This is a genomic window from Rossellomorea vietnamensis (genome assembly GCF_008180415.1).
Classification (GTDB): domain Bacteria; phylum Bacillota; class Bacilli; order Bacillales; family Bacillaceae_B; genus Rossellomorea; species Rossellomorea vietnamensis_C.
In genome coordinates this window covers 413,000-435,660 of sequence record NZ_VTEI01000002.1, presented here as the reverse complement: position 1 = coordinate 435,660, position 22,661 = coordinate 413,000, and the positions used below count along the sequence as shown (strand labels likewise).

Below are 22,661 nucleotides of genomic sequence, written 5' to 3'. Positions count from 1 at the left end.
TAGCTCTGACTCTACCAACTTTAATAGAATTGTTTACTTTAATTTTTCAAGCAAGCTGTTCAAATCACTATAATCAGAAAGGTTAAATTGATTTTTCAGTGACTCGTTCATTGATTCTTGATTCTTTTTAAAGTCTTCCTGCAGTTTTCGCTGGCTTTTTGTTTTTTGCTGCTGTGAAAACAGATTGTTCAATGATCCACTGTTCATTTCCTGCAGGTGTTTGACTAGTTCGTTAATATCTTTTGCCATGAAGAATGCTCCTCCTTTTGGATTAAAGTACGTCCAATTTAACGACGATGGCTACAAGGATTTGAAGAAGAGCTTGGATGTTGATAGCTAAGTCTGTGTCAGTAGTCACAACTTTTACTTTCTTGGAGTTTTCAATAATTGTTTTCTGTTTATTACTCTGCCTTGTTTTAATGAATTGTTTAATATCTTGAGCTACTGCTTTGCCTTGGTCAGAATCACCGATTGTGATACTGATGACAGCCGCAATTGCCGCTTGGATACCCAATTGAAGGGAAACAGCCGCCTGAGTGTCCGTAGTTTGTACGTCTACACCTTCTGAATCTTTAATGATGATCCACTCATAGGATTTTTGTTCATTTTTAACGTATTGATCTGCATCTTGTTGTACATCTGCTCCGTGGCCTTTATCATCACAATGGTGATCTAGAGCTCTCCATTTTTTTTCTTCCATTTTAATTCACCTCTTTGTTTTTTTTTATAGAATATCCAATTTAACTACCAATGCGACAAGAACTTGAAGCAATGCTTGAATGTTGACAGCCAGGTCAGTGTCCGTTGTTGTTACGTTGACATCTTTTGAATTATCGATATAAATTTTTTGATAGTTTGTTTGTTCAGCATCAAATTTCTGGAATAGTTCTTGAGCTACTGCTTTTCCTTTGTCAGAATCGCCGACAGTGATGCTGACCACTAAAGCGATTGCCAGCTGCAGACCGACTTGAAGAGAAACCGCTGCTTGAGTATCTGTCGTTTGCACGGATACGTTGCAAGAGTTTCTAATCCAGATTAATTCATCAGATTCCTGATCATTCAATGAAACCTGGGTTCCATCTTGAAGGACGATATGATCTTCATCTTTGCCATGACATTTATCCTGATACCCATAGCTGTCTCCATGGCTTTCATATTCATGATCTCCATGGTAATAGCTATTATTGTAACTATAATTTTTGTTCATCAATTAACACTCCTTTTTATTGGTATGCTATATACTATTGTTCTCTTGTCCTGAGGGAGTGTGCAGATTCCCTGAATAAAATAACCATTTTCTAATGGTAAAGAGAAATTTCAGCGATAAAATAAAAAATCGCCGTTTATTTAGGCGATATAAACAAATGAATTATTATTCTTTCTTATCTTTTTCATTCGAATTTACAAAAGAATCCACTTGCCCGCTTAAATCTTGAACCATTTCCTTTATCCACTTTTTTTGTTCGTCTGAGAGTTTTCCTTTCACTTCATCTTCTTTAACACCATTCTTTCTGAAAATATCGCTGACCAATAAGTCAACAACAGTGGAAGGGATTGCTTTAGGCTGTTTTTTAGAACCATCACTCATGAAAAATTCCTCCTTATATGGATTTCATGCTACTAACATATGCAATTCACCCTGCGAAGACACTGTTCCCTGCCCAGGAGTAGCAGCCCTTTTTTAAAGTTGGGTCTATGAATCTTATATATAAGGTCTTTACAAAAGGCTCTTTTCGTAGACTTTGTTGCTATTTCAAACTAATTCCGAAAAAATACCCTAATTCACTGGTATAACCTCGTCAATAGGAAAAGAAAAGAGCAGCTCTCCCCGATTAGAAGGTAATACCTCAGTATCCATGGGAAAAATCAGGCTCTTAGGATTTTTCCGAAAGCAACAATTTATGCAAAAACAGCCTTACAAAAGTCTCTTTTCGTAGACTTTGTTGCTATTTCAAACTAATTCCGAAAAAATACCCTAATTCACTGGTATAACCTCGTCAATAGGAAAAGAAAAGAGCAGCTCTCCCTGATTAGAAAGGAATACCTAAGTATTCAGAGGGAAAATCCAACTCTTGGGACTTTTCCCAAAGCAACAATTAATGCGAAAATACCTTTACAAAAAAACACAAAAAAAGAAAGCTAATTGAATTAGCTTTCACCAAATTTCTTGAATGTCCTTTCGTCTTCCACAAGCCCGCAAGCCCCGCACTGCACTTTATATTCTGGCCCTTTGTATGGGATATGGAAGGGGTCCAGGCTGCTGTTATCGTATTGCTGCACCACTTCACCAGATCCGGGGTCAAGTTTCACACTCTGAGGAACCTGCTGTATAATGTTGAAGCGTGACCGGTTCGTCTTACAATTCGGACAACGGTATGGCGTGCTCATTATGATGCACCATCCTTTCGTGTTTAAATGTAGTATGAGAAGCAGAAACAAAAAATATGCATCATTAAGAAGGGGAGGCAAATATGGAAACCAATTACGAAGAGCTGCTAAGTTTGTACAAACAAATCTGGAATAGCCGTGATCTTAAATCAGAAGAGGATTCTGCAGTAGTCCTGAAAGAAGCCATGAAAAGAGAATTGAAGGATGAAAACAGTCATCCCAGGGTGCGGAAGAATAAAGAAACCAAGTTTTTCTTTGCAATCAAGAGAGTGGCAGAGTCAGAATTGACAATAGAGGAAAAGTATAAGCTTATAGCCTGTTATACCGCGGAACTAGAGAAATTGCGAACCTCCCTTTGAAATTTAAACATTGATAACTTACTGTCATAATTGAAAAAAATCACATTGATTTAAAAGTCTGTCAATACGGTAAACCTGGTAATTTCCAGTGATATATCCTGATTTTTGCTAAAGAGTAAAATGGTTGATTTCTCACAAAATTCACTGTTGATAAGACATTTTCCGGTTGGAGTTGGGAAAAATTTGATTTTTGGCGCTATCTTACAATTTTATCCATAATTATGACAGAAACTCTGGTGATATGATGGTTGTGCAAGACAGCAACCACATTTCAGAGGAGGAACATCATGAATACAAAAAAGAAAATGATCGTTTCAACAGCTACTGCTTTAACACTAATGGCCGCACCATTTCTAAATAATGCGGAAGCGGCAAGCGGGAATACTACAACCCAAACACAACAAAAGGTATACACCCATCAATTCTCTGGAAACCATGATGAACTTAATAAGTGGATCCAGGAAATTATGTCTAAATATAATGTGAAATGGCCTACTCAACAGCAAACAAGCAAACCGGCGGAAGAACAGCCAGTTAATGATAAGCAGACTGAACCTGCAGAGACACCGGCTGCAAAAGAAGTGGCACCGGAAAGCTCTGTTCCGGCAGCGCCACAGCAGCCAACAGAACAACCGAAACAAACGACAGAAGCTGCATCTGGAACACTCAGTCAATTTGAAAGACAAGTAGTTGATTTGACTAACCAGGAAAGAGCTAAAGCGGGGCTTCCTGCTTTAACAGCCGATGCAGAATTAAGCAATGTGGCACGAGAAAAATCTAACGACATGCAGACTAAGAACTATTTCTCTCATACAAGCCCAACGTACGGATCTCCATTTGACATGATGAACAGCTTTGGAATTGATTATCGTGCAGCTGGCGAAAATATTGCCATGGGACAGAGAACACCTGAAGAGGTGGTAAAGGCATGGATGAATAGTGATGGACACCGCAAGAATATCTTGAGCAGCAACTTCACTCATATCGGTGTCGGCCACGATGCGAATGGCAACTACTGGACTCAAATGTTTATCGGAAAATAAAATAGTACTAGATTGGAAAGCCTGAGCTTCAGGCTTTCCTTTTTTGGTTGTTTAATTCTCCATTTTCCTGGTCATCCTGTCAATCCTGTATGAAATCAGCCCATAAAGGTAAATATATCCTTGATGACCGAGAGCAACAAAGTTGAAAAGAACGGATTTAAATGGTAATTTCAATAGCACAATGTGGCTTTATCAGAGGGCTCATCAGGTATAGCAGGTAAAGAAGGAGAGATGCATCAGTGACATATCATATTCGAAAAGGAAAAAAGGAAGATATTGCAGAAATCATGGAGATGGTCAGGAAAACAGTGGACATTATGAAAAGAGAGGACATTGATCAGTGGACAGATGAATATCCGCTAGCCGAAGATTTCATAAAAGATGCTGAGAACAAGTCACTATATGTCGCTGTAAATCTGGAGGATAAGGTGGCTGGAAGTATCACGATTGATCAGGCGGAGCCGGTGGAATACAGTAACTCAGCATGGCGAAAAGAAGGGCCGGCATATTTGTTTCACCGTCTGGTGGTGAATCCAGAGGTTAGGGGAAAAGGTATCGCCTCACTTTTGATCAAACAGACAGAACACGTGGCGAAGGAAAACCAGGTTTTTTACATACGAACGGATACTTATTCACTGAATAAAAAAGCACAAATGTTATTCAGGAAAAATGGATTTATACAAACTGGTGAAATTGAGTTCATGGGAAAGGACAATCCCTTTTACACGTTTGATAAAGTGCTGGAAGAGGAGTAATAAGAATAGAATGAACACGCAGCAGCTCTGTCAGGGGAGATACTCGCAGGGGGCTGGCAGAAAGTTCATTCAATGGAGTCTATATAAGAAATTGGAGGGATGAATCATTAGCGATTCATCCCTCCAATTTCTTTTGGTAATTAGACAATGCCCTAAGTGCCTCAACTTGCTGCTATCGAAATATAGGTTTACCATTAAGACTTTCTAATTTTCCTTTTTGTCTTCTTTTGAACAATTACCAGTCGCCAAGAGAGAGTGATGGCACCGGCCGTGAGACCTGAAATCAATCCTACCCAGTATCCGTAAGGACCGAACTCAGTGAACTTAGCCAGTATATATCCGAGGGGCAGGCCGAGGACCCAATAGGAGATCAATGCCATAATAAAGGTGATATTGACATCCTTATACCCGCGAAGAGCTCCTTGTACAGGTGCTTGTATGGCATCTGAAAGCTGGAAGAGCACCGCATACAGCAAGAAATTAACAATCAGCGCACTAACTTCAGGATTATCTGTATAAAGTATGGATATTGGTTCTCTGAACAGCAGCAGGATGATTCCATAAATGATGGCGAGGATAACCGCGGTGAAGATCCCCATCAAACTATAAATCTTAGCATCATTGAGCCTCTTAGCACCAACCTCGAATCCTACTACAATCGTTAACCCCATCGAAATACTCAAGGGAATCATATAAAGAAATGAAGCAAAATTGATGGCTGCTGTATGCGCAGCTATAACATTCGTGCTGTATTCACTCATGAATAATGTGACGGCTGAAAAAATACTGACTTCAAAGAAGATCGATAGGCCGATGGGAATCCCGATTAGAAGGATTTCCTTCCACTTGGATAGTGAAACCGCGAACCATTTGCCGAAAATATTATACTTTCTTAGAGGATAATATCGGGCAATGACGAACCAGGCAATGATGGTGATGAGCCAATAAGTTATAGATGAAGCGATCCCAGCACCAACCCCTCCCAATTCCGGAAATCCGAATTTGCCGAAAATCAGTACATAATTGAAAAAGATGTTGATTGGCAATGATGTCAGCGTCACATACATTGTCACTCTGGTCATACCCAGAGCGTCGATAAACGAACGTAGAACATTGTATATAAACACGGGAATCACACCGAACGCTAAAGCAATCAAGTACTGTCTCGCTACGGTACGGACACCTTCTTCAAGGTTCATATTATTCAGGATAGGATCAAGGAAGACGAATCCTGCAATGATCACCACGAGGGCGAGTACCGCTGCAGCATAGATTCCTTGTATGACGGAAAAAGCGATCTCTTTTTGTCTGCCTCCGCCGACTAATTGGGCGACAATCGGCGTCACGGCCAGCAAGATGCCGCTCAATCCGGTAAAAATGGGTACCCAAAGCGAGGACCCTATCGCCACGCCTGCCAAATCGACTGACGAGAATTTTCCGGACATCATCGTATCAAAAAAGCTCATGCTGAACATGCCTAACTGAGTGACAAGAATCGGAACCAGTACAATGAGGAACTGGTTGAATTTTTCTTTAATGGTTGTGGTTTGTCTCATATATAGTACAGCCTCTCAATACAAATTTTACTTTAGAATAATTGAACTAGTGAATTATATCATAATTGTAAGCGGGCAAGGGTAAGTAAAGATTGATTGGACGATTTCCTGCTCGTAAGCAGCCGGGTTCCATGTTAATATATAATCTTGATATTGTTTAGGGAAATACCGTGTATAATGATAAAGGATACTTTATGGATAGGAGCTTGATTATGAGCAAACATATACTTTTTACCGGCGGCGGATCTGCCGGGCATGTAACAGTCAACGCGGCCCTTATCCCCTTTTTTATAAAGCAGGGATGGAAGGTCTCATATATAGGTTCTAAAGATGGAATCGAAAATGAAATCATAACAGAACAATTTCCTGAGATTCCTTACCACGGAATTTCCAGCGGTAAATTACGAAGATATTTCTCTTGGAAGAACTTTTCAGATCCTTTCAGGGTTATGAAGGGGCTTATGGAAGCAATGGGGGTCATAAAGAAAACCAAGCCCGATGTCATCTTTTCAAAAGGCGGTTTTGTTTCTGTTCCTGTTGTAATGGCAGCAAAAATGTCCGGAATACCGACAGCAATCCATGAATCTGATTTCACCCCGGGACTCGCAAACAAGCTGGCTGTTCCGTTTGCGACGAGAATCTTCACGACATTTCCTGAAACACTGAACAGCATGCCGGCGGATAAATCGATTTGTGCCGGGGCAATCATCCGTGAAGAATTGTTTTCCGGAGACAAAGCGGAAGGAAAAAGGATTACAGGATTCTATGACAATAAACCAATCCTGATGATTATGGGAGGAAGCCTGGGATCCCGGAAGATTAATGAAGCTGTTAGGAAAAACCTTGACGAATTGCTGAAGAGCTATCAAATTGTCCATCTTTGTGGAAAAGGCAATCTTGACACTTCTCTTGAACAAAAAGGCTACAAGCAATATGAATATGTTTCAACAGAGCTGCCGCATTTCCTCGACATGACAGACTTTGTCATTTCAAGGGCTGGTTCTAATTCCATCTTTGAATTCCTTGCCCTTAAAAAGCCAATGCTGCTGATTCCCCTTTCCAGGGAAGCGAGCAGGGGAGACCAGATCATTAATGCCGATTCATTTGTGAAGCAGGGAATCGCACTAAAGCTTGAAGAGGAAGAACTGAGTCCTGAGACATTTAAACATAACCTTGATGAATTGGAAAGAAGAAGTGAAGAAATGATTTTGGCTATGGAGAAGAATAAGTCTTCCTATACCATAGAAGACATGTTTAATGAGCTATCACGACTATCTAAATAATATTTTTTTCGCTGTGAAGAGGCCGGTACTTATAAGTATCAGCCTCTTTTTATGGTTGAGGGTATAGGGGGAGAAATCGAGTCCGGGGAGAGAGAGTCGATTCAGTTTCGAAAACAGTTTTTTAGGGAGACGAAAAAGAGGGGGGTCCCAGAGGATTTTGATAGCTATAAATTAAAGTTTTTGAACACGATTCAGTCTGATGGAATTTGATACAACAGAGAAATTTAGACTTAGGGCCGGAGCAGTCAGAAGCCATATCAGCCAGCATGAATTCTGAGATTACTGAAGTTAATTTTCAGTGAAGGAAGGGGTTAAACAGCATGAACTATTAGATTCTAGAAGTTGATGCAGAAAAGGAAGGGTTTAAACAGCACTAACTATGAGGGTTACTGAAGTTGATGCCGTAAAGGAAGGGGTTAAACAGCACTAACTATGAGGGTTACTGAAGTTGATGCCGTAAAGGAAGGGGTTAAACAGCACTAACTATGAGGGTTACTGAAGTTGATGCCGTAAAAGAAGGGTTTAAACAGCACTAACTATGAGGGTTACTGAAGCTGATGCCGTAAAGGAAGAGTTTAAACAGCACTAACTATGAGGGTTACTGAAGTTAATGCCGTAAAAGAAGGGTTTAAACAGCACTAACTATGAGGGTTACTGAAGTTGATGCCGTAAAAGAAGGGTTTAAACAGCATGAACTCCGAGATCCCTGAAGTTGATGCAGTAAAGAAAGTGTTTAAACAGCACTAAGTATGAGATTCTAGAAGTTGATGCAGTAAAGAAAGGGTTTAAACAGCACTAAGTATGAGATTCTAGAAGTTGATGCAGTAAAGGAAAGGTTTAAACAGCATGAACTAAGAGGGTTACTGAAGTTGATGCGGTAAAAGAAGGGTTTAAACAGCATGAACTCAGAGATCTCTGAAGTTGATGCAGTAAAAGATAGGTCTAAACAGCATACAGCATGAACTCAGAGGATTCCTGAAGTTGAAGCAGTAAAGAAAGGGTTTAAACAGCATGAACTCCGAGACCGCATGAATGAGATACAGAAAAAAGAAGTTTAAAAGAAACTTAATTCTAAATGGAGGTTTCAATCAGTATTGCACCTCCAGGCAATCTCAAAACAAAAAAGCCCCGGTCCCAAAAAACGGAACCCAGGGCTTTCTTACGCCTCCAAAGCCTGCTCTTCTTCTTGAGGAGTGCTGTAGAGGTGCATGGTGTATAGATCTTTTGGAATTTCATAAAGGTCATAAATATCTTCATCTGCATTCAATTGCTGGTAGATGGATGGCCTTAATTCATTTGCTTTGATAACGTAAGGCAGTTTCTCCGCTGCTTTTTGTGAGCGGATGTTTACTTTTCGGATTCTCATGAAGACCGTTTCCATTCCAAGCTCATAGAAAAGCTCTTGGAAGAAAGCATCTTTAGCTGGTTTGTTGTAGCCTTTGCCGTGGTATGGTTTGCCGATCCAGGTTCCGAGGAAACCGGCGCCATTTTCAATATCAAACAGGTTGATGGTTCCGATCGGGCTGCCCCATTCATCAACGATGGTACGTGAAATTAATTCTCCGCGCTCTTCGGCCTCTATCGTGCTTTTTGACAAAAAGAGAAACTCCTCGTAGGAATGTGCTTTTTGACGCACGAAAGGGAAGACCTCCGGATGCACCATTAAATCAAACAGAACATGACAGTCCTGCAATTCGCGTTTCTTAATCATCTGTATCCCTCCATGAGGGCAGTCTTTTAGTGTAAAGACTCCACCCTCGAAATTTTTCATAAACAGCATAAAAAATTTCGGGGTGGGAATCGAACCCACTAAGACCAGTTAAGAAACTGGTGGCGCACCATTTGCCTTCCCTCCATTACAAAAGCCATATATCCAATTGCCCGGCTAGTGAACAATATAATGGAATATATCATCTGTTGGTATCATACTAAAAAAAATAATAAAAGGAAATAGGTAATTCGTTAATTTTTTATGAAAAAATTCACCAATTTTCTACAAATCATTGAAAGCGATTTCCCCGTTGACTAATGTTAGAAGGGGCTTCGCCATAAAATGAAAAGGATGGTCGCTCCAAAGCACCAGATCGGCATCTTTTCCTCTCTCGATACTGCCGAGCCTGTGGTCGATCCCCAGGTTTTTGGCAGGATTAATGGTTATGCCTTCCAATGCCTTTTCGGGGTTCCATCCTTCCCTTACCGCAATGGCAGCACACATGTTCAAATATTGGACAGGAGTATAAGGATGGTCAGTGGTGATGGAAACTTCAACGCCATTATTCGTCAGTTCTTGATAGGTCAGCCAGCTTTTGTTTTTAAGCTCGACCTTTGAGCGGCGGGTGAAAGTAGGACCGACACTGACTTTTAAATTCAGGTCTCGCAGTTCACTTGCAATGAGATGTCCCTCTGTACAGTGTTCAATTCTTAAATCCAGGTCGAATTCAGAGGCAAAGCGTACAGCAGAAAGAATATCATCAGCTCGGTGTGCATGGATCCGGACAGGAATTTCTTTTTTCAATGCCATGACTAACGGTGCCACTCTCAGCTCTTCTGGCTGATTACAGTACTTTGCATGAAAAAAAGCTTCCCTCAGCATACCCATGATTCCCATTCGGGTAATGGAATCTTTGTTTCCATTACTGTGAATTCTTTTTGGATTTTCGCCGAGTGCCAGTTTCAAGCCGGATGTTTCACGGACCATCATAGTCGCAATGTTTTTGCCGGCTGTCTTGATGACTGCCGTTGTACCGCCTATGACGTTGGCGCTTCCCGGCATGACATTGACGGTGGTGATACCATATTTAAGAGCGTCCTGAAAGCCGGGATCTAAAGGATAAACTCCGTCGAATGCACGAATATGAGGAGTCATCGGTTCAATTGTTTCGTTGGCATCATTTCCTGCCCATCCTGTTCCTTCGTCATAAAGGCCAAGATGCGTGTGGACATCAATGAAGCCGGGAAGAAGGGGTTTTCCTTTACAGTCGATGGTTTTTGCCCCGGGAATCGTTTGGGTCCAGTGGGTCGATATCTTTTTGATTTTTCCTTCTTCTATCCAGACATTGCCGTTAGGAATGATCCCTGATGTGATGGTATAGAGAGTAGCATTTTTCAATATAAGTGTTTGCATAACTTCAGTTCCTTTACTGGTTTTGAACTTGAACACTAGCTTTTTTATTCCTCTTTTAATCGTGTTTCTGGAGAAATAAGGCGGTCCTTAATTTTTCTTCTTTCTGGCTTTCCAAGCTTGAACAGCGAAGTAAATTGCTATGCCTGTTCCTGCAAAAAAGGCAATAGGCTTGATGTATTGGCTTCCGATAATTTCAATCTGCTTCCAGTGATCGCCGAGTTCCATTCCAATAAGGAGAAAAAGAACCGTCCAAGGAATCATAGCAGCAAATGTATAAAGTAAGAATAACGAAAATTTCATTTTTCCTATTCCAGCCGGAATCGAGATCGCGTGCCGGACTACTGGGATGAACCTGGCTGAGAAGATGACAAAGGTGCCATATTTGGTAAACCACTCTTCCGAAGCATCCAAATGTTTTTCACTGATTAGTAGAAATTTGCCCCACTTATTAAAGAAAGGCCGTCCGCCATAAAGTCCAAGCCAATATAAAAATAATTGAGCCAGTGTACCTCCGATTACACCTGCAAGAAGTGCTCCAACGAAATGAAGCTTGTTTTCAGATACCAGGAAACCTCCATAGCTTAATACCAATTCACTAGGAATCACTTCTACCATCAATCCGAGGGCAATTCCAAGATAGCCCCATTCAGAGAGGGTTTGAAGCAGTTGAAATATCCATTCATGTGCCACTTCATCAACCCCTTAAAATATTCCTGCCCATTGAAGAACTAAAATGAGAATGCCCAGCCCCCATACATAATAGGAGAAAATTTTCAAAGAGCGGTTTTTCAGGAAGTTAATCATGGCGACAATGGCTATATAGCCGAAGACAGCAGAAGCCGCAGTTCCGACCATCAAAGCGGGAAGGGAAACAGCTTCAACATGGCCTGAGAAAAGATCCTTTCCTTTAATCAGCAATCCACCAAGGATGGCTGGAGTTGAAAGCAGGAAGGAAAAGTAAGCAGCTGTCTGGCGGTCAAGTTTGCGGAATAAACCGGCAGCTATGGTTAACCCGGACCTTGATAGAGCAGGGAAAATGGCGGCAGCCTGAAAGCTTCCTATGACAAATGCATCCGTATAAGTAAGGTCTTCAAGCTTTTTATAACCATCCTTGACTCCATCCGCTATATACATGACCAGACCTGTTATGAGAAATTCCCATCCTATTGTACTTCCTGTTGTGGAAATTCGGTCAAAATAATCTTCAAAGGAAAATCCGATGATGACAGCAGGAATCGTTCCTATGATCAGTATCATGCTCAATCTGCTGAAAGGGTGGCGGATCATATGCAGCAGTTCCTTCTGGTAGACAACAAGGACCGCAAGAAGAGTTCCGAGGTGAAGCATCGTATCCAGGAAAAGGCCCGCATCTTCAAGTCCGAACGCTTTCCGTCCAATATACAGATGGCCGGTGCTGGAGATCGGCAGGAATTCGGTAAGCCCCTGAATCATTCCCAATATCAAGGCTTCAAGTTTAGACATCATAAAAATTCATCCTTCCTGGACAAGGTCTCTATTAACATATATTCAAAAAAGCCGGAAGAATGCCTTGACTTTACCCCTTTAAAGCACGAAGAGGGACAGTCCCTCTTCGTGCTTTAAAGGAATAAAGAAAATCAATCGAAACTTTTCATTTTCTCAAGCGTATAGTTAAGTAGATGATATTTTCCGGTGGCTCTTTTCGTAATCGCTGCTTCAAGTTAATCTATATCGAAATAACGTCATAACTCACTCACCAGGAGAAAAACCTTAGTATCCGGAGATATCCTAAAGCAGCAACTCCAACAAGAAAAGACTTATAGAGGAGGGATAGTGTGGAACCAACAAAAGAAGAAAGACTATTAGCCGCATTCATTTATATTATCAGCTTCTTTACAGTTTTCATTGGACCGCTGGTTATCTGGCTCATCAAGAAAGACGAATCAGAGTATATCGACCATCACGGAAAAGAGTATATCAACTTTCTTATTTCCTATTTCATCTATGGACTGATAAGTTCGCTGCTGATGTTAGTCCTGATCGGATTTATCCTTGCACCGATTGTCGGACTGCTTGCCTTCATTTTTACAATCCTTGGAGCGATAAAGGCATATGAAGGAGAGTACTACCGAATTCCAGCGATTTTCCGCATTTTATAAGGAATAAGATTTAACGAGTAACCACGTTGAATTGTGAAAGAAAAGCCGTCTGCGCAAAAGTGCAGACGGCTTTTCTTATAGTGTTTTCTCATTCATTGCGGCTTCTAGGAAAATCCCAAGAGCCGTATTTGCCCCCGTATACTAAAGGGTTTCTCTCTAACGGGGGAAAGCAGCTCTTTTCTTTTCACGATCACAAGGTTAGTAAGATGAATTATGAATAGTTTTTTTGGAATTAATATCAAATAGCAACAAAGTTTACGAAAAGAGCCTTTCATTATTACCAGGTTAAACCGGTGAAGCAGGGTTATTCTTTTCGGGATAAATATAAAATGGCGAAAAGGGCCTTCTTATAAGAAGAAACGGATATTTACTAAGAGCTAAAGATTTCTTTAAAAAAATTTAATAATTATTGAACGTTTTTTCCTCTTCTTCGTATTATCATCGAGAATACAAAAGAAATAATGAGGAGGAATATAAAATGACAGAACTACAACAAGTTTTAGAATCAATCAACTGGGGGCTGGTTGCTCCTTTGCTGATCATCCAGCTCATTTTAATAGTTACGGCTCTTGTGGATTTAATTAGGATCAAGAATACCAATGGACCGAAATGGCTGTGGGTATTGATCATATTATTTATCAACATTATTGGACCCATTATCTACTTTGTCATTGGAAGGAGACAAAATGGATGAATGTCATCACTGTTAAAGAGTTAAGAAAAGAATATAAAGAAAAGCTTGCGGTCAACAACGTGACCTTTCAATTGGAAGAAGGAAAGTGCACAGCACTGCTGGGACCTAATGGGGCGGGAAAGACAACCACCATTCAAATGCTCGCGGGACTCATTACTCCCAGTTCAGGAAGTGTGCATTCGGATCTTCTGCCCCAGACCAAGGATCTGCGGTCGTTAATCGGCTACCTGCCCCAGTACCCATCTTTCTTTGAGTGGATGTCCGGGGAGGAGTACATGATATTCTCTGGTGAAATTACGGGAATGTCAAAGAAAGAAGCCCAAGAACGAACCGGTGATCTTCTTGATCTCGTCGGCCTTGCAGACGCAAAAGTTCGGAAGATAGGAGCGTTTTCAGGCGGAATGAAGCAAAGGCTTGGCATAGCTCAGGCGTTAATTCACAAACCTAAATTGCTTATGCTCGACGAACCAGTGTCAGCGCTGGATCCTTTTGGAAGAAGAGAAGTGCTGGAATTGATGGGAAGGTTGAAAAAAGATACAACCATCCTCTTCTCCACACATATTTTAAATGATGCAGAAGAAATCTGTGATGATGTCTTGTTTCTCCATAATGGAAATTTAGTAGAAGGCGGGGCCTTGCAGGACATTAAAGAGAGATATAAAGAGGCAGTTCTTATATTACAGTTTGAAGAAACAGCCGATCAATTCATCAAGCATTTCATAGGCAGTCCATTTTTTCAGGAACATACAATACATGGTGACACTATCCTGCTTAAAGTTGTAAATATCAGTAAGGCGAGAAATGAAATACTGCAGATTGCTGTTCAGCATGCGCTTCCACTCATTAGATTCGAAACAAGCGAGAGCAGTCTGGAAGATATATTCATGAAGGTGGTTAAATGATGAAACAATTCTTCGTACTTCTTAGGAAAGAATTGCTTGAATCAAGGAGAAACTTCAAATGGATTTGGATGCCGATTATATTCATCTTATTTGGGATTACAGAACCTTTGACTGCCTTTTATATGCCTGATATTTTGGATGCAGTGGGAAACCTTCCTGAAGGGGCAGTCATTGAAATTCCCCCTCCATCGTCCCAAGAAGTGCTTCTTGCTGTGATAAGTCAGTACAGCACGTTGGGCGTCCTGGTAATTGTTCTGGGTTTTATGGGGACTGTGGCAGGAGAAAGAAAGAATGGAAGCGCCTCTCTTGTGCTGGTTAAACCCGTATCGTTTTTTAGCTATATTCTGTCAAAATGGGCCGCTGCTATAATTCTTGTCGGGGTTTCCTATGTAATAGGGATGGTTGCAAGTTGCTACTATATCAATATATTATTTGATGGCATTGCGGTGTCTGATTTCATTCAAGCATTGCTGGCTTATGGAATTTGGTTGTCCTTCATTGTTACGTTGACAATCTTTTTAAGCAGCCTGACATCTTCCCCTGGTTTAGCAGCTTTCTCAACAATCGGACTCTCGATTTTTATTACATTTTTCTCAAGTATGCTTTCCAGCCAATTAAAATGGTCTCCTTCACAAATCACTTCTTATGTAACTGAAATTCTTGTAAACGGAAATTGGTCCACTGATTTGAATTTAACCTTAATTATCACACTCGGAATCATCATCCTTATCATGACGGCCACACCATTGCTTTTCAAAAGGCTCTTTTCGTAAACTTCGTTGCTATTTAACATGGAATACGTACGATATCACCGCAAATAGTGGTAAGAAAGAAAAGAGCTGCACTCGATTAGAGAGGAAAACCCTAGTATCCGGGGAAAAATCGGACTCTTGGGATTTTCCGAAAGCAACAGTTAATACAAAAACAGTCTTTCAAAAAAAGGAAATTAGCATAGGAAAAATAAAACTCTTGTAGAATATAGTAAAGAAACCAAGGCCGGTTCTGGTAGAGAATCGGTCTTTTGTCTATAGGGGGAAAAGGAATGGAAACGTATTTTCTTACGAATAAGGTAAAAAGTTTAATAAGCCACGCGGAGGCAGTCAGTGAGGGGCCGGTTGAACCAGTGGATCTGTTTCTCGGGGCGGCTCTTGTAAGGAAGGGAACACTGATGGAAATGTACCTGCTGATGGAAGAAGAAATTCATGATCTCCTTGTCTTAAAAAGGGCTAAAGAAGAGGTGAGTGTTCCTCATAAAGACTTTTCAAGAAGTATTTCCAGAAGAACAGAGCAGGTATGGAACAGAGCCCTCGAAATCATGCAGAATTACAATCAACTTTATCTGAACGAAGGACATATCATAAAATCATTCTATCAATACTGGTCTGAAGAAGAGCAGCAATTCCTTAAAGCACTTCCCCATGAAAAAATAAAAGCTGCAGTAACGACGGCCCGCGACTTGCTCGTTTTCTTGAATACATACACTAAAAAAGAAATCTCAGATCAACAGGCAGTGATTAAAAGAGCAGAAAAGGAGCACCAGCCGGCAGTCATTAAATTTGTAGAGGAAAACTTTGGAGGATCTTGGACAGAGTCGATTCTCAATGGATTCCAGCAAAAAGATATTCCCATCTTTCTTGCTTGGGAAGGGTCAAGGCTAATCGGATTTTCTTCCTATGATGTCTATCGCAGCCAAAAAGGGATTTACGGTCCTATGGGCGTGTTGAAAACTGAAAGAAATAACAGAGTGGGAAGCATGCTTCTTCATCAAGCACTTCAAGATATGAAAGAAAAGAATTATGCCTATATTGTATTAGGTGAAGCTGGACCTATAGAATATTACGAAAAAGAATGCGGTGCAGTTATCATCCCTTTAAAGTCTATCTTTAATGAAGAGTAAGATTAATACACATTCTTTCCTTACTATGAGACACTAATCAAGAGAGTTATAAAATGCAAAAACTTTGAAGAGGTGAAAGAAAGATGCTTTTCGAACAAACCGGACTTGTACTGGAAGGCGGGGGAATGAGAGGAGTATATACAGCAGGAGTCCTGGAGTACCTTTTAGAAAACGAAGTCGAGTTTCCATACGTTATCGGGGTTTCAGCAGGTGCTTGTATTGCGGCCTCATACCTGTCTAAGCAAAAAGGAAGAAACAAAAAAGTGAACATCGGGTTTGCAGGAGATCCGAATTACCTGTCGTGGAGAAACTATTTTAAAAAAAGAGAACTGTTTGGGATGGATTTCGTATTTAATGAAATTCCCAATAAAATTGTTCCATATGACTATGAAGCTTTCCAAAAAAGCATTTCCCAATTTGTAATTGGGACAACAGACTGCCATACGGGCGAGTCTGTCTATCACAATAGAAGCGATTATGGTGAAGATGTTTTGACGCCCATTCGTGCATCAAGCTCGCTTCCATTCGTGGCGCCAGTTGTACAGTTTCAATCCCGCCACTTACTTGATGGCGGAATCAGCGACCCGATACCTGTTAGGAAAGCGGAAACGGACGGTTATCCAAAGAACGTCGTCATTCTGACAAGGAATAAAGGTTATTTAAAAAGCCCATCGAAGTTTAATTACCTGGTTAAACGAAAATACCCTCAATATCCTGGTCTAAGAGAAGCCATGATGAACCGTTATAAAGTATATAATGAGACGGTTGAATACCTGGAAAAGGAAGAAGAGAGGGGCAGCGTGTTTATTATCCGTCCTGAAATGCCGTTAAAAGTCGGTAGAATCGAGCGTAATCCAAGGAAACTTGAGGATTTATACAACCAAGGATATGCGGATGCCGAGCGGAAATTTAAAGAGCTGTTGGCATGGAAGGATGTACAATCACAAATGGTGACGTTAAGTTGAATTTTACAGTTATTTGCAAAAAAGGCAGAATCGGTTCATGTGATGAAACGTTTTTGCCTTTTTTTACAATTCCCCAGCTATTTTACTATCGTTTCTCTTGGTACTGTTGATGCGATATAAATCTGGTTAATCGAAAAGGCTGTTTCGCCTATATTGCTGCTTTTGATATCCCAGGATACTTAGAGTTTTATTTATCGGGGAAGAGCAGCTCTTTTCTTTTCGGTATTATCTTATTTTACCTTACTGATATTTCTTCGGAATTAGTATCAAATAGAAAAGTTTACGAAAAGAGCCATCGAAAAAATACCTTCTTTACCTTTTCTTTTCCTCCCATTTTACTAACCCATAGTTGAACCCGCTCCGCATGCACCTTGTCATCATTAATACTGTTTTAATATCCTCCTAGTTTGCAAGGCTGTCGTATTCCCTGTAGTAAATATCTCAAAGATTTCCAAATCTATCTTGGCCTTTCATATACCGTCAGGCTGAACTGATGAGTTTGGGCAGCTAGACACCCGCTAGGTGCCCGCAGCAGGGTTTTGTAAAGTATTCAAATAATTTAAGTAGACTTCTTTTGCAGCTGTTCTTTTTTCTCTAGCAATTTCATAATATGAAAAGAACTCTATTAAGGAGTGACTTCATGATGAATATAACTCTCTTCTATAAAAAGATAAGCCTTCATTATTTTAAAAGTGCAGTAGTGATACTGGCTCTTGCTGTGCTGCTGAGCGTTCTCATTCGAGGTCTGCATATTCTTTTCTATTTAACCTTAATTTTGCTAGGAATATCCTGCGTTTTCATGTATTTGATATACGAGAGAGAAGTAAAACGTTCAAGGGCTGCCATAAAGTCTTCTGCTGATAGAAATGGGGCTTGTCTGGTTGTGACTAAAAAGGACAAAACCTATCATTTCTTTGGCTTTGACGGAGTAATGAAAGGCTGTTGTTCTTCTAAAAATGGCTCGTGGAAACTGGATATAAGTGATTTACAGGCTATAGTTAAAAAAGGCAAGGGGTCAGTGGAACTTGAATGCCAAGGCGACTATAGGAGATTTGTTAAAACCCATGGAAATTGGAATGACGCTGACGGAAATGAAATTTCACTACTGAACCAAGGAGAAGGCTGGAGCCTGACCGTAAATGAAAAAAAGGTGTGCTCGATAACTCAAGGCCGCATGCCCGCTGAAATTCAGCAGTTGTTTGATCCTTCAAGCCTTATTCTTCGATTTGAGAGAGTGGATGATGAGCAACGAATATGGGGCATCCTTTTTGCAGTGCTGTACATGGACAATTACTACCTGATTTAGTTGTTCTTTTAAATTGGCTCTTTTGGTAAACTTTGTAGCTATTTGATACTAATTCTGAAAAATATCATTATCTAGAAGGGAAAATATAACTCTTAGTACCCGGGGATATCCGAAGGCAACAATATAGGTGAAAACAGCCTTTAAATTTGAGTTAATGAAAGAGATGAACAGTGTTTAAGATAATCGAATTGGCAATAGGATGGTTTTGGGCATGCTACAAGAGAAAAGGATTTATAGGTTTCTTCGATAGGGTATTTAAAGATACCAAAAGAGTATAAAACATGATGTAACCACTCACTGCCAATCGTTTATGACCTGCATACCAAGGCAATATCAGCTCGGTTTTCGCTTTGAAGGCACAAAACATTAATGTGTGAACATTCAAGCATTCTGTGATGCAACTGTTTTATTATTATGGTATAGTAAACTCAATCGAATAGTATTCCTTCGGGGCAGGGTGAAATTCCCTACCGGCGGTGATGAACGAAAGTGTTCTTAGTCCGTGACCCGTCATTTTAGCAAATGACGGTGGATTTGGTGAAACTCCAAGGCCGACAGTTAAAGTCTGGATGGGAGAAGGAAGAAGCGCGTAAAAATTTCATTTTTATACGCTTATTTAATTATGACTGTCTCCCTGAGTGCTCCAACCACTCAGGGTTTTTATTATCAGCAATATGTTTGGGGACCTATTGCATCAGGAAGGAGGACCAATCCTTGCAGGAACGTGAATACATGGAATTAGCACTGTCGCTCGCCAAAGCAGGCAAGGGACAGACCTCACCGAATCCCGCTGTCGGTGCAGTGGTAGTGAAAGACGGAGAAATTGCCGGACTGGGTGCCCATTTGAAAGCCGGGGACCCGCATGCAGAGGTTAACGCCATTAGGCAGGCCGGTAAGAGGGCAGAGGGTGCAGACATCTATGTCACTTTAGAACCCTGTGCACATACCGGGAAAACGCCTCCGTGTGCCAACCTTATCGTTGAAAACAAATTAAAAAGAGTGTTTATAGCAAGCATGGACCCCAATCCATTAGTCGCCGGCAAAGGGATTGACATCCTGAAAAAAGCCGGGATCGAAGTAGCTACAGGTATCTGTGAAAAAGAGGCACTGGATTTAAATGCGCATTTCTTTCATTTTATCCAGAACCAGACCCCTTATGTCACGCTGAAAACAGCCATGACACTTGACGGTAAAACAGCCTCCTATACAGGAGACAGCAAGTGGATCACTTCTGAACAGTCCAGGCTGGATGTACATAAGTACCGGCATACTCACGATGCCATTTTAGTTGGAGTAAATACGGTCATACAAGATAACCCCCTTCTCACCACCCGATTGCCCCGAGGTGGAAAAAATCCCATTCGAATAGTTTTGGATTCAAGTTTAAAAATTCCGAGTGAAAGCAGAATTTTAGATGTACAAGAGGCAGAAACGATTATTTTCTGTGGAAAAAATGCCTCGATGGAGAAAAAAGAACTCCTGCTTGATAAAGGAGCAAGAATTGAACAACTGCATTCTCAAGATATTTCGATTAATCAAGTTTTAAAACGGCTTGGCGAGCTGAAAATTACTTCTCTCTTAGTAGAAGGCGGCTCTGCTGTACATTTTTCTTTTTTACGAGAAAAGGCGTATCAGGAAGTGGTTATCTATATAGCACCTAAGCTTGTTGGCGGATCTGATGCCTTCTCCAGTTTTGGGGGGAGAGGGTTTCCGCTTATCTCAGATGGTGATGAATTAGAGTTTTCTTCTGTAGAAAATATCGGTAATGATCTGAAGATTATTGCCAAGCCATTGAGGAAGGGATGAGCTAAATAAATGTTTACCGGAATAATTGAAGAGATCGGTACAATTGAGAAAATCAGCAAATCGTCTGCTTCCATGGTGCTTTCGATCTCGGCGAAAAAGGTGCTGGAAGATGTGAAGCTGGGAGACAGTATTTCGGTTAACGGCACCTGCCTGACTGTGACTTCCTTCAGCAGCCGCTCATTCACAGTTGATGTAATGCCTGAGACCTTTGACCATACATCATTGAAGCTCCTGGGGGCAGGAGCTCCTGTAAACCTTGAAAGAGCAATGGCTGCCAATGGACGTTTTGGGGGTCATTTTGTGACAGGGCATATTGATGGGACTGGAATCATCGCGTCCACTCAGCTTGTCGAGAATGCTCTCTACATCACCATTGAAATTCCGGAAGAGTTAACACGATATTTTATTGATAGAGGATCTGTTTGTCTGGATGGCACGTCTCTAACCGTGTTTAGAACGGAACATAACACAATTACCGTTTCTTTGATTCCGCAAACAAGACATGACACGATCCTCGGGAGTAAAAAGGCAGGCGATATTGTCAACCTTGAGTGCGATATGATGGCAAAATATATTTATAAATTTATGAATGGCGGCAGGCCCGGAAATTCTGGTAAAAAGGATATTGGAACAGATTTCCTGACACAGCATGGCTTCATGGGATGACTAAGTGGTTGAGAAGGAGGCGGACTAATTGTTTAATACAATCGAGGAAGCATTGGAAGATTTAAAAACAGGAAAAGTGATTATAGTCATAGATGATGAGGACCGTGAAAATGAAGGAGATTTCGTATCTCTTGCAGAAAAAGCGACCCCTGAAGTCATCAACTTCATGGCTGCAGAGGGAAGAGGCTTGATTTGTACGCCTATCACGGCAGAAAAAGCTTCACAGCTGCAATTGAATCCGATGACTGATCAAAATACCGATCCATATGGCACAGCATTCACGATCAGCGTGGACCATATCAATACATCTACAGGTATCAGTGCGTTCGAGCGGTCAACAACAATACTGGAAATGATAAAAGAAGAGGCGAAGCCAAGTGATTTAAAACGCCCAGGACATATATTCCCGCTGATAGCAAAAAAAGGCGGTGTTCTCAAAAGGGCCGGCCATACGGAAGCTGCCGTTGACCTGGCTTCCCTATGCGGCGCAGCACAGGCGGGTGTCATTTGCGAGATCATGAATCCCGATGGCACAATGGCCAGGGTGCCTGAACTTAAGACTATTGCAGAGAAATTCAACTTGAAAATGATCACCATACAGGATTTGATTGCCTACAGAAGGAAAGAAGAAAAGCTGGTGGAAAAAGAAGTGGAAATCAGTATGCCTACTGAATTCGGCGATTTTAAAGCAGTAGCTTACACGGAAAAACTGACAGGTCAGGAGCATGTTGCACTGATCAAAGGAGAAATCCGTCCTGAAGAACCAGTGCTGGTAAGGGTCCATTCAGAATGCTTAACTGGTGACGTATTCGGTTCCAATCGCTGTGATTGCGGTCCGCAGCTGCATGCAGCACTTTCACAAATTGAGAAAGAAGGCCATGGAGTCTTGTTGTATATGCGTCAGGAAGGGCGGGGAATCGGCCTGGTCAACAAGATGAAAGCCTACAAGCTTCAAGAAGAAGGACTTGACACGGTCGAAGCAAATCATAAACTTGGATTTGCCGCTGACTTGCGTGACTATGGGATAGGAGCGCAAATCCTCAAAGATCTGGGAGTAACCAAGATGAGGCTCTTAACAAATAACCCGCGAAAAATTACCGGAATCAAAGGATACGGCTTGGAGGTTGAAGAACGAGTCGCAATCCAGATGCCGTCAAAAGCAGAAAATGAAAAATACTTAAAAACTAAAAAAGGTAAGTTAGGACACTTACTTCAATTCTAAGGAGGATACACAATGAAAACAATTTATGAAGGTAATTTAGTAGGATCAGGATTAAAGGTTGCGATCGTAGTTGCCCGCTTTAACGAATTCATCACAAGCAAGTTATTGGGCGGGGCAGAAGATGCTCTGAAAAGACATGGAATCGACGAAGCTGATATTACAGTCACATGGGTACCGGGTGCATTTGAAATTCCGGTCATCGCCAAGAAGCTGGCTGCATCGAAAAAGTATGATGCCGTCATCACACTCGGCACTGTAATCAGGGGAGCAACTGCACACTTTGAATATGTGAGCGGAGAAGTAGCAAAAGGCGTAGCCAATGTCGGCCTTCAAGAGGAAGTTCCGGTTATCTTCGGTGTTTTGACAACCGATACGATCGAGCAGGCGATTGAACGTGCAGGAACAAAAGCAGGAAACAAAGGATGGGAAGCAGCTGTCAGTGCTATTGAAATGGCTAATCTTATCCGCCAAATCAATCAATAATATTCAGCGATACGACGCCATTACGATGGCTGGCTTTTATGCGAAAACGCAGAGGGTGTTTTAACCGTCTGCGT

General features: G+C 41.2%; 25 protein-coding genes and 1 riboswitch. Of the genes, 15 read left to right on the top strand and 10 right to left on the bottom strand.

The window, feature by feature from the left end; translation table 11 throughout:
- Positions 1–33 precede the first annotated feature (33 nt).
- The 5 genes from FZC78_RS04710 to FZC78_RS04690 all read right to left on the bottom strand — a co-directional run bounded on the left by FZC78_RS04710 (position 34) and on the right by FZC78_RS04690 (position 2,388).
- Positions 34–249, bottom strand: a complete 216-nt coding sequence (locus tag FZC78_RS04710) for a hypothetical protein (protein ID WP_148938486.1) — start codon at positions 247–249, stop codon at positions 34–36.
- Positions 250–271: 22 nt separating this feature from the next.
- The gene (locus tag FZC78_RS04705) at positions 272–700 is read right to left on the bottom strand and encodes a spore coat protein (protein WP_148938485.1); all 429 of its coding nucleotides are present in this window, start codon (positions 698–700) and stop codon (positions 272–274) included.
- A gap of 24 nt (positions 701–724) precedes the next feature.
- Positions 725–1,207, bottom strand: a complete 483-nt coding sequence (locus FZC78_RS04700; RefSeq protein WP_148938484.1) for a spore coat protein — start codon at positions 1,205–1,207, stop codon at positions 725–727.
- 165 nt (positions 1,208–1,372) lie between these two features.
- Entirely contained in the window at positions 1,373–1,588 is a 216-nt protein-coding gene (locus tag FZC78_RS04695) for a spore coat protein (RefSeq protein ID WP_148938483.1), read from the bottom strand.
- 560 nt (positions 1,589–2,148) lie between these two features.
- A complete protein-coding gene (locus FZC78_RS04690; protein WP_148938482.1) occupies positions 2,149–2,388 on the bottom strand; it encodes a DNA alkylation repair protein in 240 nt (79 codons plus the stop codon).
- Positions 2,389–2,471: 83 nt separating this feature from the next.
- On the opposite strand from FZC78_RS04690, the gene FZC78_RS04685 reads away from it, so the two are divergent.
- The 3 genes from FZC78_RS04685 to FZC78_RS04675 all read left to right on the top strand — a co-directional run bounded on the left by FZC78_RS04685 (position 2,472) and on the right by FZC78_RS04675 (position 4,545).
- Positions 2,472–2,747, top strand: coding sequence for a hypothetical protein (locus tag FZC78_RS04685; RefSeq protein WP_148938481.1), 276 nt, complete (start codon positions 2,472–2,474; stop codon positions 2,745–2,747).
- A gap of 287 nt (positions 2,748–3,034) precedes the next feature.
- Positions 3,035–3,790: a CAP domain-containing protein gene (locus FZC78_RS04680; RefSeq protein WP_148938480.1), complete on the top strand. Its 756-nt coding sequence runs from the start codon at positions 3,035–3,037 to the stop codon at positions 3,788–3,790.
- A 239-nt stretch (positions 3,791–4,029) separates the two neighbouring features.
- Positions 4,030–4,545 (top strand): GNAT family N-acetyltransferase, encoded by a 516-nt coding sequence (locus FZC78_RS04675; RefSeq protein WP_187444802.1) that lies wholly within the window; start codon positions 4,030–4,032, stop codon positions 4,543–4,545.
- A gap of 194 nt (positions 4,546–4,739) precedes the next feature.
- On the opposite strand, the gene FZC78_RS04670 is transcribed toward FZC78_RS04675, so the two are convergent.
- Positions 4,740–6,101, bottom strand: coding sequence for an MATE family efflux transporter (locus FZC78_RS04670; RefSeq protein ID WP_148938479.1), 1,362 nt, complete (start codon positions 6,099–6,101; stop codon positions 4,740–4,742).
- 212 nt (positions 6,102–6,313) lie between these two features.
- Between FZC78_RS04670 and FZC78_RS04665 the strand changes: the two genes are divergently transcribed.
- Positions 6,314–7,384 carry an undecaprenyldiphospho-muramoylpentapeptide beta-N-acetylglucosaminyltransferase gene (locus FZC78_RS04665; RefSeq protein ID WP_148938478.1) on the top strand — a complete coding sequence of 357 codons (1,071 nt, stop codon included), beginning with the start codon at positions 6,314–6,316 and terminating at the stop codon, positions 7,382–7,384.
- A gap of 1,159 nt (positions 7,385–8,543) precedes the next feature.
- On the opposite strand, the gene FZC78_RS04660 is transcribed toward FZC78_RS04665, so the two are convergent.
- The 4 genes from FZC78_RS04660 to FZC78_RS04645 all read right to left on the bottom strand — a co-directional run bounded on the left by FZC78_RS04660 (position 8,544) and on the right by FZC78_RS04645 (position 11,990).
- A complete protein-coding gene (locus tag FZC78_RS04660) occupies positions 8,544–9,095 on the bottom strand; it encodes a GNAT family N-acetyltransferase (RefSeq protein WP_148938477.1) in 552 nt (183 codons plus the stop codon).
- Between the two features lie 282 nt (positions 9,096–9,377).
- Positions 9,378–10,508: an amidohydrolase gene (locus FZC78_RS04655; protein WP_148938476.1), complete on the bottom strand. Its 1,131-nt coding sequence runs from the start codon at positions 10,506–10,508 to the stop codon at positions 9,378–9,380.
- Between the two features lie 87 nt (positions 10,509–10,595).
- Positions 10,596–11,198 carry a DedA family protein gene (locus FZC78_RS04650; protein WP_252183505.1) on the bottom strand — a complete coding sequence of 201 codons (603 nt, stop codon included), beginning with the start codon at positions 11,196–11,198 and terminating at the stop codon, positions 10,596–10,598.
- Between the two features lie 12 nt (positions 11,199–11,210).
- On the bottom strand, positions 11,211–11,990 hold the full coding sequence (locus FZC78_RS04645; protein WP_148938809.1) for an undecaprenyl-diphosphate phosphatase: 780 nt from the start codon (positions 11,988–11,990) through the stop codon (positions 11,211–11,213).
- A 332-nt stretch (positions 11,991–12,322) separates the two neighbouring features.
- Between FZC78_RS04645 and FZC78_RS04640 the strand changes: the two genes are divergently transcribed.
- The 11 genes from FZC78_RS04640 (at position 12,323) to ribH (ending at position 22,587) form a co-directional block, all read left to right on the top strand.
- Positions 12,323–12,646 (top strand): DUF4870 domain-containing protein, encoded by a 324-nt coding sequence (locus tag FZC78_RS04640; protein ID WP_148938475.1) that lies wholly within the window; start codon positions 12,323–12,325, stop codon positions 12,644–12,646.
- A 478-nt stretch (positions 12,647–13,124) separates the two neighbouring features.
- Positions 13,125–13,340, top strand: coding sequence for a PLD nuclease N-terminal domain-containing protein (locus FZC78_RS04635; protein WP_148938474.1), 216 nt, complete (start codon positions 13,125–13,127; stop codon positions 13,338–13,340).
- Positions 13,337–14,242, top strand: a complete 906-nt coding sequence (locus tag FZC78_RS04630; protein WP_148938473.1) for an ABC transporter ATP-binding protein — start codon at positions 13,337–13,339, stop codon at positions 14,240–14,242. The genes FZC78_RS04635 and FZC78_RS04630 overlap by 4 nt, the downstream gene beginning before the upstream one ends.
- Entirely contained in the window at positions 14,239–15,015 is a 777-nt protein-coding gene (locus tag FZC78_RS04625) for an ABC transporter permease (protein WP_252183504.1), read from the top strand. Before FZC78_RS04630 ends, FZC78_RS04625 begins: the two co-directional genes overlap by 4 nt.
- 269 nt (positions 15,016–15,284) lie before the next feature.
- Entirely contained in the window at positions 15,285–16,139 is an 855-nt protein-coding gene (locus FZC78_RS04620) for a GNAT family N-acetyltransferase (RefSeq protein WP_148938472.1), read from the top strand.
- Positions 16,140–16,222: 83 nt separating this feature from the next.
- Entirely contained in the window at positions 16,223–17,104 is an 882-nt protein-coding gene (locus FZC78_RS04615) for a patatin-like phospholipase family protein (RefSeq protein WP_148938471.1), read from the top strand.
- 640 nt (positions 17,105–17,744) lie between these two features.
- A complete protein-coding gene (locus FZC78_RS04610) occupies positions 17,745–18,410 on the top strand; it encodes a hypothetical protein (RefSeq protein WP_148938470.1) in 666 nt (221 codons plus the stop codon).
- A gap of 439 nt (positions 18,411–18,849) precedes the next feature.
- Positions 18,850–18,995: riboswitch (FMN riboswitch) on the top strand.
- Positions 18,996–19,124: 129 nt separating this feature from the next.
- Positions 19,125–20,216 carry a bifunctional diaminohydroxyphosphoribosylaminopyrimidine deaminase/5-amino-6-(5-phosphoribosylamino)uracil reductase RibD gene (gene ribD, locus FZC78_RS04605; protein WP_148938469.1) on the top strand — a complete coding sequence of 364 codons (1,092 nt, stop codon included), beginning with the start codon at positions 19,125–19,127 and terminating at the stop codon, positions 20,214–20,216.
- 9 nt (positions 20,217–20,225) lie between these two features.
- Complete coding sequence (locus FZC78_RS04600; protein ID WP_148938468.1) at positions 20,226–20,882, top strand: riboflavin synthase; 657 nt, start codon at positions 20,226–20,228, stop codon at positions 20,880–20,882.
- A 28-nt stretch (positions 20,883–20,910) separates the two neighbouring features.
- Positions 20,911–22,104 (top strand): bifunctional 3,4-dihydroxy-2-butanone-4-phosphate synthase/GTP cyclohydrolase II, encoded by a 1,194-nt coding sequence (locus FZC78_RS04595; RefSeq protein ID WP_148938467.1) that lies wholly within the window; start codon positions 20,911–20,913, stop codon positions 22,102–22,104.
- Between the two features lie 12 nt (positions 22,105–22,116).
- Complete coding sequence (ribH, locus tag FZC78_RS04590) at positions 22,117–22,587, top strand: 6,7-dimethyl-8-ribityllumazine synthase (protein ID WP_113929275.1); 471 nt, start codon at positions 22,117–22,119, stop codon at positions 22,585–22,587.
- Positions 22,588–22,661: the final 74 nt, after the last annotated feature.

Coding starts and splice junctions, on each gene's coding strand:
- FZC78_RS04610 (WP_148938470.1), top strand. CDS start 17,745: ATGATGAATATAACTCTCTTCTATAAAAAGATAAGCCTTCATTATTTT.
- FZC78_RS04655 (WP_148938476.1), bottom strand. CDS start 10,508: ATGCAAACACTTATATTGAAAAATGCTACTCTCTATACCATCACATCA.
- FZC78_RS04630 (WP_148938473.1), top strand. CDS start 13,337: ATGAATGTCATCACTGTTAAAGAGTTAAGAAAAGAATATAAAGAAAAG.
- FZC78_RS04705 (WP_148938485.1), bottom strand. CDS start 700: ATGGAAGAAAAAAAATGGAGAGCTCTAGATCACCATTGTGATGATAAA.
- ribH (WP_113929275.1), top strand. CDS start 22,117: ATGAAAACAATTTATGAAGGTAATTTAGTAGGATCAGGATTAAAGGTT.
- FZC78_RS04695 (WP_148938483.1), bottom strand. CDS start 1,588: ATGAGTGATGGTTCTAAAAAACAGCCTAAAGCAATCCCTTCCACTGTT.
- FZC78_RS04645 (WP_148938809.1), bottom strand. CDS start 11,990: ATGTCTAAACTTGAAGCCTTGATATTGGGAATGATTCAGGGGCTTACC.
- FZC78_RS04635 (WP_148938474.1), top strand. CDS start 13,125: ATGACAGAACTACAACAAGTTTTAGAATCAATCAACTGGGGGCTGGTT.
- FZC78_RS04670 (WP_148938479.1), bottom strand. CDS start 6,101: ATGAGACAAACCACAACCATTAAAGAAAAATTCAACCAGTTCCTCATT.
- FZC78_RS04660 (WP_148938477.1), bottom strand. CDS start 9,095: ATGATTAAGAAACGCGAATTGCAGGACTGTCATGTTCTGTTTGATTTA.
- FZC78_RS04625 (WP_252183504.1), top strand. CDS start 14,239: ATGATGAAACAATTCTTCGTACTTCTTAGGAAAGAATTGCTTGAATCA.
- FZC78_RS04620 (WP_148938472.1), top strand. CDS start 15,285: ATGGAAACGTATTTTCTTACGAATAAGGTAAAAAGTTTAATAAGCCAC.
- FZC78_RS04685 (WP_148938481.1), top strand. CDS start 2,472: ATGGAAACCAATTACGAAGAGCTGCTAAGTTTGTACAAACAAATCTGG.
- FZC78_RS04710 (WP_148938486.1), bottom strand. CDS start 249: ATGGCAAAAGATATTAACGAACTAGTCAAACACCTGCAGGAAATGAAC.
- FZC78_RS04680 (WP_148938480.1), top strand. CDS start 3,035: ATGAATACAAAAAAGAAAATGATCGTTTCAACAGCTACTGCTTTAACA.
- FZC78_RS04600 (WP_148938468.1), top strand. CDS start 20,226: ATGTTTACCGGAATAATTGAAGAGATCGGTACAATTGAGAAAATCAGC.
- FZC78_RS04665 (WP_148938478.1), top strand. CDS start 6,314: ATGAGCAAACATATACTTTTTACCGGCGGCGGATCTGCCGGGCATGTA.
- FZC78_RS04690 (WP_148938482.1), bottom strand. CDS start 2,388: ATGAGCACGCCATACCGTTGTCCGAATTGTAAGACGAACCGGTCACGC.
- FZC78_RS04700 (WP_148938484.1), bottom strand. CDS start 1,207: ATGAACAAAAATTATAGTTACAATAATAGCTATTACCATGGAGATCAT.
- FZC78_RS04615 (WP_148938471.1), top strand. CDS start 16,223: ATGCTTTTCGAACAAACCGGACTTGTACTGGAAGGCGGGGGAATGAGA.